Annotated in this window: 9 protein-coding genes; all 9 read right to left on the bottom strand. The window is 53.5% G+C overall.

Translation table 11 applies throughout. The features are described 5' to 3' along the window. Positions 1-436: 436 nt before the first annotated feature. Entirely contained in the window at positions 437-2,152 is a 1,716-nt protein-coding gene (locus JXQ78_RS15085) for a hypothetical protein (RefSeq protein ID WP_330633344.1), read from the bottom strand. Further along, positions 2,145-2,903, bottom strand: coding sequence for an ABC transporter ATP-binding protein (locus tag JXQ78_RS15080; RefSeq protein ID WP_330633343.1), 759 nt, complete (start codon positions 2,901-2,903; stop codon positions 2,145-2,147). The genes JXQ78_RS15085 and JXQ78_RS15080 overlap by 8 nt, the downstream gene beginning before the upstream one ends. Before the next feature lie 363 nt (positions 2,904-3,266). Further along, on the bottom strand, positions 3,267-3,599 hold the full coding sequence (locus JXQ78_RS15075) for a DUF5789 family protein (protein WP_330633342.1): 333 nt from the start codon (positions 3,597-3,599) through the stop codon (positions 3,267-3,269). A gap of 85 nt (positions 3,600-3,684) precedes the next feature. Continuing rightward, positions 3,685-5,493 carry an SLC13 family permease gene (locus tag JXQ78_RS15070; RefSeq protein WP_330633552.1) on the bottom strand — a complete coding sequence of 603 codons (1,809 nt, stop codon included), beginning with the start codon at positions 5,491-5,493 and terminating at the stop codon, positions 3,685-3,687. Positions 5,494-5,878: 385 nt separating this feature from the next. Further along, entirely contained in the window at positions 5,879-7,072 is a 1,194-nt protein-coding gene (locus tag JXQ78_RS15065) for a low temperature requirement protein A (protein WP_330633341.1), read from the bottom strand. 68 nt (positions 7,073-7,140) lie between these two features. Then, positions 7,141-7,890, bottom strand: coding sequence for an SDR family oxidoreductase (locus JXQ78_RS15060; protein ID WP_330633340.1), 750 nt, complete (start codon positions 7,888-7,890; stop codon positions 7,141-7,143). Between the two features lie 209 nt (positions 7,891-8,099). Then, positions 8,100-8,900, bottom strand: a complete 801-nt coding sequence (locus JXQ78_RS15055; protein ID WP_330633339.1) for a helix-turn-helix transcriptional regulator — start codon at positions 8,898-8,900, stop codon at positions 8,100-8,102. 858 nt (positions 8,901-9,758) lie between these two features. Then, the gene (locus tag JXQ78_RS15050) at positions 9,759-10,799 is read right to left on the bottom strand and encodes a TrmB family transcriptional regulator (protein ID WP_330633338.1); all 1,041 of its coding nucleotides are present in this window, start codon (positions 10,797-10,799) and stop codon (positions 9,759-9,761) included. Positions 10,800-11,011: 212 nt separating this feature from the next. Then, entirely contained in the window at positions 11,012-13,795 is a 2,784-nt protein-coding gene (locus JXQ78_RS15045) for a glycoside hydrolase family 97 catalytic domain-containing protein (RefSeq protein WP_330633337.1), read from the bottom strand. Between the last annotated feature and the right edge of the window lie 11 nt (positions 13,796-13,806).

Below are 13,806 nucleotides of genomic sequence, written 5' to 3'. Positions count from 1 at the left end.
GCTGCCGGCGATTGCCGGACGCTTTTTGAGATAGCCATAGGGACCGTACCCAACGTGTGTGCATCGGTTAGCTCACCATCGTGACAGAGCACTCATGAGCGAACAAACCAAAGTATTTCACCGCCCCTTTGAGGGAACAACATTTGATGGACGATGACTGGCGCTCACAAAACTGAGAGATAGGTAACAATTCCCGCCATCGGAATCAATCGGGTTGAGAATGGAACGTTGATCGAGTCACACAATCCAATACGCTATCCATCAAAAAACAGCTCGAACGCTGAATCGGATAACGAAAAAGGCAATTCATATTACTAATTAGACAAGAATGTGTTGAAGCTTGGTTGTCGTTACGCTGGACAGGAGCCAAAGCAGGCTTTCAGAATTCCAAACAGTTGTTGGTCCTCGTCGTTCGTATATCCGTTCGCCACGTGGACTACTGAGGCTCGTATTTCTCAAAGCGACTGATTGCGTGTTGATAACAGACGCCTGCCACGAAAAGACCACCAGCAATTATTCCACCACCGAGGCCATAACGCAATGTTTCGATATCAGTTGCCTGGATATCAGCCATTAACTGTTCGAACCAACCGACCCCACCCACATCAAGGACTCCGAGCACAAGCGCTGGGATGCCACCGAAGATGAACGACAGCGCGGTCCTGGTCAGTTCAGGATCGAGGAGCAGGCCACCGAGTACTGCGCCGGGAACGACCACACTCAAGCTGTGGAGGACAACCGTGCTCATCCGAGGGGGGAGTACGTCGTCGCTCCGTCCGATTGAAATCGCATCGAAACGTGGCATCGCCATGCCCAGTGCGGGAGCTATTATCACTGCTACGAAGGTCAGATACAGCGCTATCCCGACCAATCCAGCAATTTCAACTGACGAGTAGGGTGAGATCATCCCAGCGAGTCCGGTGAGTATTCCGGCGAGTGGAAGCCCAACAAGGAGCCCTGGGACCAGCAGGCCATGGATATACTGCCGTGCAGAGATGGATGCTACCAGCAGTGGCAACATCGAACCCTCATCACCGAGTGGATTCATCCCGGCAACCTCACTGAAAATCCATGGGAGACCAATGGCAAACACCGGTGCGAGCGTTACGTCAAGCGCACCATCGTTGTAGGCGATAAATACGGCATCGAAGACGACAATCGCCGGAACTGTGAGATACGAGAGTCGGCTTGGATCACGGATCGAACGCATAATCACCCACTCAGACACCCGACGAGTCGGCTGGGAGATAAACTTCGGAAATGGGAGCGGTCCCAGCTGATATGAACGCTCGCTGTGATCAGTCGGGTCATCGTCATCGTCGATGCTGACTGGTGCACTGTACCAGTATCCATTCGTAATTCGATCAGTGGCGACCATTCCACCGATGAGAAGCAGTGCGCTCGATAGCATCGATCCGGCAGCCTTCACGGTCGATCCCTCAATCGCTTCTCCTATCCCCAATACGCCAACATCAAGAAGCCATCCAGGTGGGAGCCAGTCCAAAAATGACATATTCAATCCCTCCATCGGGCCCATTACTGCCATCAGATAGCCACCCATTACGACCGCTACCAGGGATCCACCAATGATGGTCTTATACCGTCTAATGAATTTCACGTGCGTGAGTAACCAGGCGATCAAATACCCAACTGCAGTTCCGGTGAGTATCGCAGTCATCACGAACGTCACTGTCGCGATCGGAATGGTGAGAAATACCCCGGGCGAACCAAAGATGATGAATCCAGCAGCCGTGAGCACGATTGTTGGCGCTGCAAAATACGCCAGTCCTCGTAGCGTTTCGGCGATAATGTGGCCCATAGCCGCCGTCCGTGCAGACACTGTTGTCAACACGAACGCCTCGGCTTCGAGTCGACTCCGTTGTGTGACTAATCGGTTGGTGAGGATATAGACACCGAACACCCAGAACATTGCTACCTGCCCCCGAGCACCATCAGGGAGTGTCACCCCCGAAAGTCCTTGCAACTCATCAGCAAACGCAACGAGCAATGCGAGGCCAACGATGCCGACGAACACCATTGGTCCAACCGTCATCGCCAATCGCGATTTGTCGTCCCACACCCCAGTGAGCGTTCGCTTAAAATCGAACCAGCCCATTTGCCAGGCGTGGGTAAGCCAGCCCGACTCAGCCATTTGGCTGCACCTCAGCAGCTTGCTCAGAGTCAGTCAGCTCCAAGAAGACGTCTTCGAGAGACTGTTTTTGTCCACTTTCGGCGCGCTGTGTCATGCTAGTGGGCGTGTCTTCGGCGATGAGCGCTCCATCGGAGAGAATTCCAACAGTGTCTGCAACGTCTTCGACGACCGGAAGGATGTGCGTAGAGAGAAACACCGTCGTCCCATCGTCTGCTAACCCGCGGATCCGCTGGCGAATCGTCTTTGCAGCCCGGGGATCAAGGCCTGAGGTTGGCTCATCGAGAAACACCACTGGCGGTTCATGTAAGACGGCCTGTATATAGGCAACTTTCTGTCGCATTCCTTTCGAATAGCCGTCGATCCGATCGTCAGCATCGTCGAGGAGATCAAAATCGTCCAGAAGCGTTTCGATACGCTCCTGTGTTGGATCTTCAGGAAGATCACGCAACCCAGCTGCGTAGGTCAACTGCTCGAATGCGGTCGCTTCGTCGTATAACGGTGGCGTTTCTGGAAGATAGCCGATCTGTGACCGCAGGGCGTCTCGATCGGTAACCGAGACGCCACCCACGTGCGCACTCCCGCTACTCGGTGTGAGCAATCCGGTCAACATCCGCATGGTCGTCGTCTTTCCAGCACCGTTTGGACCGAGAAATCCATACACGACGCCGGATGGAATCTGGAGGGCCAACGAATCAACTGCGAGGGTATCACCATACCGCTTGGTGAGGGTGGTGGTTTCAATTGCTGTCATCGCAATTGGTGTGAATTATCACGCCCGACTATTAGAGCTTCTCCTTTTTTAATATATCCCGCATACAATAGATGTCGTCCAGCAGGATTCATTATGCATTGATATTGGTAATATTGAGTATTATATGGGTTTTAAAACCGACAATACATAGAAAGCCGAAATGAGCACTCTAAATATACGTTAGCCGATCCTATCCACCGCTCCTCAATACCGAAAAGGCGTGCCAAATCCAGGTGGGCACGCCCTTATAAAGGAACAGTGAGAGAATACTGAGACCGAGACTATTGATGAAGCGATTGGAGTTGATTGTAGAAATTCGGTGATGACGCCCATTACCGATACGGCCAATCCGGCCAGCAAGATTTAGCGATGAACCAATCCAAGCAGCCGCTGTCGAACATCCATGGGGGAGTCATACTGCTGGTTATCGGTCCCAGCAAGCACTTTATTGAGGGATTTTGTCCCTCCTTGCGTTTCGATTTCATAGCCGCCATAGGCTTCGACCAATTCATCAGTTGTTGTCGGATAGTTGTGGGTTTCGAGTGCTCCATCAAGGTCACCGAGCTGCTCACCAGAGTCAACGCGCACCGGTTCTTCTTCATCGGCGCGGGTACGTGCCTCTTCTTGCATACGCTCTCGCTGGCGACGTTTTTCGTTATCCGCTTTTTCGTCTCGGCCCTGTTTGTCATCTGCCATCCCTAAGGTTTGACTCTCTAGTCGGATAGTCCTGTGGTGAGCGATGGATGGTTCCAAAGACAATCTCGGTGGAAGTGAGCACAATTCACGCACGAATACCCCAGAAGAACGCGATTCCGACGACCGTGACGACTGACAACAGCAACTGTAACGGCGCGCCAACGCGGAGGAAGTCTGAGAACGTGTAGCCACCAGGTCCGTAGACGAAGAGATTCGTCTGATACCCAATCGGAGTCATGAATGCCGTTGAGGCCGCAAACGTAACGGCCAAGACGAACGCAAACGCGTTCGCTCCGATCGACTGAGCGGCGCTGGCAGCCACAGGAATCATCAACACGATGCTCGCGTTGTTGCTGATGACGCTCGTCAACAGACCGGTCACGAGATAAAACATCCACAGAACGCCGATCGTGGGTAAGAATGTTGCCGTTGAGGCGACGGCATTCCCGAGAAGCGCAGCAGCCCCAGTCTGCTGCAGAGCGATTCCCAGCGGGATAACACCTGCCAGGAGGAAGATCACGTTCCACTCGACTGACGAATAGAGTTCGGTCGGTTTGAGGACGCCGGTGAAAATCATCGCCACCACCCCCGCTAACGCTGAGACGACAATCGGGAGGATGTTCAGCGCTGGAAGCGCGACCACGCCAGCGATGATACAGACCGCGAACGGGATCTTCTCGCTCCGATAGGTCACCTCGTCGAATTCGTGGGCGACGATGAAGTCTTCGTTCTCAACGAGTCGGGTGAGGCTATCGGGTGGTGCCTGTACCAGGAGCGTGTCACCGACCCGAATACTGATGTCTTCGAACCGATCCCGGACGACGTCACCACGAGTACGAAAGGCAAGGACGTTCGCGTCGTAGCGCTGTCGGAAAGTCGAACTCGCAAGGGTCTCGTTGACGAGGAACGATCCTGATGGAATGACAATCTCGACGAGAACTGGTTCATCCTCATCCGAATTGAGGTCCTCTTCGGTTGGAGGGCCTCCCGTTAGTGCGAGTCCTTGCGCATCCATGATGTGTTCGAGCGTCTCTCGATTCGTTCTGAGTCGGAGCGTGTCATTCTCGCGAATCTCCTTGCGCGCCAATGGGTCGGAGAAACGCTCCCCGTCTCGAATCAACTGTAACACGTCGATGTCGAGGTCATCTTTGCCGAACGCTTTTTCAACTGGCTGCCCGATCAACGACGAATTCGCGGGAGCGACAACGTCTGCGAGGTACTCCTGAAGGGCATACTCTTCAACGAGGTCCTCGTCAGCTGGAATCCGCTTGGGAAGTAACCGAACACCGACCGTCATGAGATAGATCGCGCCGACCACGAAAACGACAATGCCGAGTTTGGTGAACTCGAACATCCCAAACGCGTGCAATCCGAGTTCTGGAGACTCTGCGCCGAGTTGAGCGGCGATATTGCTGGCGAGAATGTTCGTCGACGTTCCAATGAGCGTCAACGTTCCACCAAGCATTGAGGCGAACGACAGCGGGATGAGAAGCTTTGATGGTGATGTCTTACCGTTGTGTGCGAGATCAGCGATGACCGGAACCAGAATAGCAACGACGGGTGTATTGTTGATGAGCCCCGAGATCGGCCCGGTAACACCGATCGTTGCCCCAAGTTGCTTGCGCTGGTCGGTACCGGCGAATGCGGCCATCTTCCGACTGATCAGCTGGACAATACCGGTTCGATTGATCCCCGTGCTCAGGATGAGCATGGCCAGTACAGTAATCGTGGCAGGGTTGGCAAACCCCGAAAGCCCCTCCTGCGGAGAGATTTGTGTCCACGGTTCGAGAATCATCAACAGAACCATCACCAGGATGGCAGTAACGTCGATCGGGTACCATTCGGTCGCAAACAGCACGAGTGCGAGGAAGATGAGTGCGAAAACGACGAGCATCTCGACCGTCACCGGGGTTGAGGCCACACCTTGGACTGCCAGAGATGCTGATGAGAAAAACATACTGCAAAGAGAGGGTAACGAGGGAAAAGACTGGTGTCCGGTCCACCAGATTGGCCGTGCGTTTCAACTCGTTGAAAGTGCTTGATAGCGTGAGCGAGCAGGTCGAGAAATCAGCATTACATCACTTGAGACGCGTCGTTGGCCAGACATCAACCTGAGCGGACTCGTCCTCTCGGGTCGAGCGATGCGCTGTCAGGGCAGTCATTATGATATCGCCGATCTCCCTCATCGTATCTTTCGATGTCCGATGTCGTGTTGCATCCGCAGTTCGATATGCCAGCAGCCTTCTCAAACGGCTACTCAGCGGCTAGTATTGCATTCATCACTCTTCATGGGTGAAGTGGCGTCCACGAATGGCATTCCGATCTTCAGAAAATTTCGTTTCGTATCCCGCAAGCACAACGAAGAGCACCACGAGGGCAGTGAGGACGGTGAATGAGGGAACCTGCACCGCTACGGGAATCAGCACGAGCGCGACGGCTGTCACGACGAGTCGAGCAACGCTCACTGTGCCGTGATCGTGGTATCGCCACGCGTTGTGCCCGAGTAAATACAGCGCGCATCCACCACATAATCCTACAGCAGCGATGATACCGAGCGGATCATGAAGGTGGGCAAGCGTCTGTTCGATGCCGAGCGCGATGAAGATAATGCTGCCTACGATCGGCAGGTGTAACACACTGTAGGAATCGCGCGCCAGCAGTGTGCGATCGTGGCCGCTCACTTCAGCAAGTCGCTGTCCAGCAGCGAGAATGATGTAATCGAAGTAGAGCCACCACAGCGTGACGATGAGTGTAAAACCCAGCAGAACGGCAAGCAGTACCAGTGGCCCGCTGATAAGTTGTTCTGTGCCGACACCGACGCCGATCGCAACAATCGACTCGCCCAGTGCGATGATCATAATCAGTTGGTGGCGTTCGATGAAGTGTCCAACTTCACAGTAGAATCCTTCAACGCCACGAACGAAGACGATGCCATAGTCGATCACTAGCGCCGTGGCCCATAGGACGCCAACGAGCGGACCAGTAACGATTCCGGCGACGACGAGCAGTGCTGGCCCACCGAGAAATCCTGGTGCAACCCGGCGGACCGCAGTCCGGGTTTCTGGAGGTGCACTGAGAGTGTACAGCAGAACGTGAAACGAGCGGACGACGAAATACGCGACACCGAACACCAGCCCTGTGTCACCGAATGCATCCGGAACTGATAGTGCAACGACGACCATCGCCCCCATCGCTCCCAATAACACCAATCGTTCTGATACAGCCTCCTCTGCGGATGCGGTGGCCGTCAGCCACGAGTAGACGACCCACGCCCACCAGACCGCTGCGAGAATTGCTGTGCCTTGTGCGAGCCCACTCCAGGTGGGTTGCTCAACGAGGAAGCTGGTAACCTGCGTGAATGCGAAGACAAACACCAGATCGAAAAACAATTCAAGCGTCGAGGCGGCTTTGCCTTGATCGCTCACGTCGGTTGCGTCGGGCTCAAAGGAGCCTGTTGAATCGGTCGTGCTCATTGGTAACCTGTATAAATGATGCGTATCATTCCTAAAAATACCCGTTGTAACCCAATTGATTGCTCATCTTAGTCAGCCAATCCACCGTTAACACGGATGGTCTGACCGGTAACCCAGCGGGCCTGTTCAGTACAAAGAAACGCCAGCACTGGTACAATATCGCTCACTTTTCCCAGACGATTCGCAATGCTCAGGGATTTGTAGAACTCGGTGGACTCCTCAGTTTCACTCGGATGGTAGAACGACGTATCGACCGGACCGGGAGCGACCGTATTGACAGTAATCCCTCGATCCCCAATTTCTTTTGCAAGCATCTTCGTGAACTGCTCGGTCGCCGCCTTTGCACCGGCATACACCGAATACTGTCCCGTCATTACGCCCGTTAGCGTCGTTGAAAGATTGAGAATCCGTCCGTTGTCGTTCATATGTCGGGCGGCTTCACGGAGACAAAAGAACGTCCCTTTCGTGTGTACGTTGAACATTCGATCGAACTCCCCCTCATTCACCTCCGACAGTGGCTTTTTCACCATGACCCCTGGCGTGTTGATGAGAATGTCCAGTCGACCGAACTCGTCGATGGCCTGTTGGTATATCGCTTCAATATCGTCTATATCTGTCACGTCAGCCTGAATGGTGATTGCTGTACTATCGTACTCTTCGACTGCATCGACAACGGCAGCGGCCTCCTGTTCGTCACTGTGGTAGTGAACAGCGAGATCAGCACCAAGCGCACCAAGTGCCTTTGCGGTCTCTCGACCCATACTGCCAGAACCACCGGTTACCAGCGCAGCCGTCTCTTCGAGCGGCTGATTATTCATAAGTTCTTGTACATCTCCACAGATATCGGACGGAATCTCTGTCTGCTGACCGGATTGGTTTTGGACCATACCTAACGAAGAGGTGGTTGGAAAATAGTGATTTGCCCTGCAATTAGTAGACGATATTGCAGCCCCTGCAATCTCCAGCCACTATTGCAGTGAAACACACGCAACTATGGAACTTCACACAATGGGGAAGGACAAATCGCTCACTCTCTATGGGAAGTAAATGTTTCTCTGCCGACCGGCGTCGCTTCGTCTCGGTATCCGTTGAATAGATCGGTCGCCCACGAGCGAACGTCTTCATCGTCGCTTTCGATGAGTGCCAGCACGAGCCCATTATCGTCAGTTAGGCTGAATAGGACTGTTTCGTCGACGATTTTTAGATTGATCGGTATGGTATCATCGCACCGGTAGACACCCACATCATTTGCGATCATATCCTGATACCGTTGTCGGCTGTCAGGATACTCACAGACGGTAGTAATCGCGTCGTGGGTGAGTATGATCTCTGTCTGTAAGGTGCCGTCAATAACCGCCCCGTACTGCGATCGTGATGCGTTTGGATCGATCACGTGTTTGAGAATTCGTGTCCGTTCGGCTGAATCAAGCACCTGTCCGACGCGTCGGGCAGGTGCCACAGGATCTGCGCTGGTCGCCTCTGTTATCCGTGCGTCGTTGAGTTGGTGAATCTCGATGCCAAGGTCATCGAACGGTAAATACTGCACAATTCCTCGCAATTGGCGGATCGTCGTCGCGGTTTCTAAGAGCTGGGTGATATCAGTTGCCATAGCTGTCCCGAACCGAGTCGTCGTATACCGCTCTTTATCACGTCTGATCCAGTCCCGATCTTCAAGCTGGCGGAGCAAACGACTCAACGTCGCCCGTGAAATATCGAGCTCGTCGACAAGTTCGTCCCGATTTCGAGGGGTTGCCGCTAATAATTTCACTGCACGAATGCGTGTCGGAGACCGAGCGAGAAACTGAAGATCCTCAAATGCCTCATTCATACTTGCGCTTCGGCGATAGAGGCTCTTAGGGGTGTTGTCTGCTTTGGTTCACTCGTTGGTCTGGAAGGCTCTGATCCGGAGGAGTCATATTGCCAACTTGAGAAGATTGAGGAGAGGACTGCCTCGATACGTCGATCTGGATCATCTTCCAGATACAGACCGACCGTCGGGAATGTATCCAGGAACACGAACGCAGTAGCCGTGTACTCCAGCGCGCGCTTCTAGTAACCATAAAGCTGGTTTCAGACGGTCAGGGGATGTATAGACGAACAATAGCCGTCGCCGTCGAATCGGACTCCACTCTCCAGAGCGTTGAGTACGTACTGGACCATAAATACACGTTGCATTCACTTCGTCGACCGCAACAATAGACTGCCAAGTATTCATTCTCAGGAACACCTGGTGGAGATTCTCTTCTCAAGTCAGTTCGAAGGAATGGAGGGCTTTGACTGCAGAGCGTGTATCCTCCCCCAAGGCTACCACGCAGCGCACCACCAAAGTCATTGGGGACAAACTCGAATCGACAAGAGCCGAGTTCGACATCTTCTCACGACTTCAGCGTGGATTCGTGAATAGCGTTGTTGTCTATCGACGGGTCGAAGAATGGCCTGTACGTGTTCGGAGGGAAGCTATCTCTCGTACTTATAGGAATTCTCCTTGAATTCGTATAACAATACAAAAGCCATATTGAAACAGATCCAAGCGGGGGGTGGTTGTGATGACCGTTCCGAATATATGCTGAGACAAAACGAATTGGATGGACGGAATATTTAGATTGTTAGTTGGGCGCAATAACCCGTTTTTCTGCACTTTAAGCTCCACAACATCGATCCCATGTACAAACATCTCCGTGTCTATTCAGGCTGTTAGACGGATCATTTTCGCTTCGTACTCTTCAAGGAAGGCTCCCGGTCCACCGACCGAGTAAACATCACCATCGATCGCAATGAAGAGGGTGTTCTCAATGGGAAGTGTCCCCGACGACGGGTCAATAATTGCTTGACGCGTTTCGACGACCCGACCAGCGACGGTCTCGAAGCCGGTGGCAGCAGAAACTGACCGAACCTTTATTTCTGCGTGGAGAGTTGCCTCCTGTTTCAAGAGACATGTAGCATCGAACACCGCGTGTCGCCACGCAGTGTATTCGTGGGGAAGTTCCATTGATCGAGTAAGATAGACTTCTGAGCCACATCGCCAGTAATTGCCCAGAAATGCACTGATAAGAATCGGTGTGAGCTGATATTCTCTGAGACGGATACCGTGTTTGTGAGAGTTGATCCTCCGAAACATATCTGGGGGTGAGATGATCCCCTTCCAACTATCAACGGCCATCAGCACGGGGGCGTCTTCATCCCACGTACGGACGATGGACGCAATCGTGTCGATCTCTGAGACCATTGTTTCAGATCCGGTCACCAACAGAACGATAAAGACCCCACGATCAAGTGCGCCGCGCAGATCATCAGCGAAATCGGACACTGATCGGGCTGGAATCGAAAGTATGATTTCTTTGTCCGCCGTTCGGATGTTCTCACGAATTCGCTTAAAGAGTGTCGACTGGGTTTTGAGAACCTCGACCTGGTGTTCGAACCGATTCTCCTCAAAGCGTGAGTCAAGTTCCGACTCAATCGTGGAGAGTTCGTCTTTCAGTTGTGAAATCGAGTCGGATGGGGACACTGCCCGTATCATTGTTGGCGTGACATAATCGTTAACCATCACGAGACCCCGGCGTTCGAGCCGCTCGGCGACATTGTACGCGTATCGCACCGAGATGTCTGCTTTTTTTGCGAGGGCGCTTACTTTGATTTGACCGTGGTTGATGATAACGAGGTACGTCGCTACTTCCTTTTCCGAAAATCCAAATCTCTCGAGTGCCATCTCGAGATCAATATCATTCATGCTATCACACTGATTGTCGAAGAGAAATATAAGTGGTTGATAACGACAGATAGAGATGGACAACGTATTTGCATATTTTGATATACAGTGAGGAACAATATCCAAAGTCAATCGTCACACACGAGTCAATAACGCCGATGTATCGAGGGGGGCCCGCGCTGGCGGCACCCCCTTTTTGAAACTCACAGAGATCCGTGTTCGTGGGTGAACGCTCAGGCAGGCCACAACCGGATCGCCGTGCCACCACTTGCTGGCAACGACAATGTCAAGGTATCACCGTTCTGGACGGTGGTTCGAGTGATCGCTACCTCCGTCGGATTGGAGGTGACGTCGGTTCCATCGGCATCCTCATACATCTCGGCGTTCCAGCCGTTGCTCTTAGAGGCGATGAAATCAAGAGTCACGTCCACCGCACGCGAGTCGCCGTTCGTCATCGCACCGATATACCACTCGTTGTCTTTGCGCTTGGCAGAGACGGTGTAGTCGCCGATCTGGCCGTTGACGTGAACGGTCTCATCCCAGCTTGCGGGCACATCTTTCAGGAACGTGAACTCTGGCTCTGGCTCGAAGTTTTCGGCGGCGGCGTTGGTTCCATCGTAATCGGTGAACTCAGCCGGAAACGGCGCAGCGGTGTCCTGTTTTGTAACACCGATAGTGTTGACGTTGAATCCCCCGACGTCACCGCTCCAACTGTTTCCGTTCGAGTCGTAGTGAAGTTCGATGGCGATTTCGTTGTCGCCCGCATTGAGAGAGACGGTTTCTGTGTGGATGGCCCACACATCCCAGTAGCTCGTCCAGACAGGAGTAAGCTTCGAGGTGGAACTGTTGACACGGAGGGTCGCTTCAGGACTGCCGTTGTTCTGGACTCGATCACTGTTGTTCTCCTGGTCGGCAGCGTACCGGATGTGGAGGTCGTAGTCACCGGCCTGCGGTACGTTTACCGTAACGGAGACGGTAGCACCCGAGGGCTCGCGGTTAGGATCGATCGGCACATAGTGACCACCAAAACAGTTGCGCCACTTGTCTGCCGTGATCATCTCGTTGAGTTGTCCCGATTGCGCTTGAACGAACTCCCCGACACCAAACTCGTGATTGACGTATGCCTCGATACGATCGGCGATCATCTGGTTGCCAGCGAGATATGACGGGTACATTGCGAGTTGTTTGGCGCGGGTCGTCTGGATCCGATCCACGGAGTTGTCGTTGAACGTGATATCGAAGATACCTGGCTGGAAACTGGTCGGTCCGGCGAGCATCCGGGTATATGGAAGCGTGACGTGGTGATCGCGCCCGACATCAGAACCGAGTTCGTCGAAACCATCAAATTCCTGGGCTTTCACGACTTCTCGAGCAACGACGTTGGGATACGTCCGAATTTCTCCAGTTGGCGGGAGTGCCTCGTGACATTCTAGCATCTGCTTGTTCGATGCGGCCACCTGGTAGACGAATCGATTGTGGTTAACTGCTTGCTGACAGAAGTTGTTGTGATCCGCTGTCGAGCCGTCGCCGTCGATACCGAGCCCCTGGTCGCAGACATATCCGTTTTTGATCGTATGGATGTCGTTATCGTTGTACTCCACAAACACGTCGTTGTGTATCTGGCCTTCGTAGTTGGGAAGATTCCCGGAGGTTTCGTTGTGCATCATCATCTCGACCGGATTCGAGAGGCTTTGCCCGTAGTCGGTAACGGTTTTCACGTCGAAGTCCGGGTACGATTCTGCGACGCCAAACTCGAATCCAGTTCCATCACAGGGAAAATCAGACCAGCCCGTATTCCAGCCTTCAGCGAGCACGGAGTCGATTCCATTCTCGCTTGCGAACCGCATGTATCGCATCATCCGTTGGGTACGTGCGCCGTGGATGTACTGTGCTGGATCGTTGCCATTGTCCTCGATTTCGGCGTCAGATTTGTACTCCCAGTTGGCGCTTCCGGCGATCATCGTCCACCAGATGCCAGCGTACTTTCGGCCAGAGATCCAACTGGTGTCATCGTTGAACGCCGATGAATCGAGGGGGGCTGCCAGAAGCGAGATGAGCTGAGACTCGATAAGATCGCCTGGTGAGTCACCGATCTGAAACGTTCGCCATGGCGTGAGATGCGGGGCCGTTGCTGTTACCTTCGTGCCATCCGAGTCCGGGGCCAGTTCAGCGAAGAAATTCGTGCTTGTACTTGCATGACCCAACGTCATCTTGGCGTAGTCAGCGAGGTTGGATTCGTGAATGCTCAGATAGGTCCCGTCGCCAGCATCCATTGTCAGTGGCGTGTGGGTCCCCCGTTGGATCGTATTTCCATGGCCACTGGTCCGCTCACCGGCAGGAGCGTTAGAGATCTTCGTCTTCGTGTACTCCTGCTCATAGCGCGGATTGGTGAGCTGATTCTCGATATACCAACACGTGTAGTTCGAACTGAATCGAAACTCCGTGTTTTCAGAGGTAATCGTGAAGTCACCGAAGTCATCGTCAAAGATGATCCGCAATCCGAGTCCATCGTCGAACACCTTCACTTCGAGCGTCGCTGAGCGCACAGGGGTAGCGGTCTCTTCAATCCCGAGTCGCAGGAGGGTGTAGTCTTCCGAAACATGGTCGAAGTCGCCCCAGACTGGTTCCCACACTTCGGTGCTGGAGACGCTCTCGCTGCCTGTGACGGTGATTTCTGGACCCGAACCACTGACCCCCGTTCCAAAAGTCTCCTGGCTTGCGAAGTTGAATCCCAGTGGTGACGGTTCCACGTACGTTGTACCGTTGTATTCGATGCTGTACGTGGGCACGCCACTAGAGACGTCGACCGTAACCGTGATCGAGCCATCCGGCGAACTCACACTCTGTACGTTGGAGTCATCGCCGGATGTGATCTGCGCCCCAACAGTCTCTGACACTTCGAGAGAGTACGCAGTCGCCCCAAGCAGACCTGCCATTCCAGTGAGAACGCTCCGTCGGTCAACTGCTCTGCCATCCCACGTCCGTGAATTGCAATCTCCATTGCCACGCTCTGACATGACAACCACAA

This window comes from Halocatena halophila, assembly GCA_027563145.1.
GTDB classification, from domain to species: domain Archaea; phylum Halobacteriota; class Halobacteria; order Halobacteriales; family Haloarculaceae; genus Halocatena; species Halocatena halophila.
This window is presented reverse-complemented; position numbering and strand designations above follow the sequence as displayed.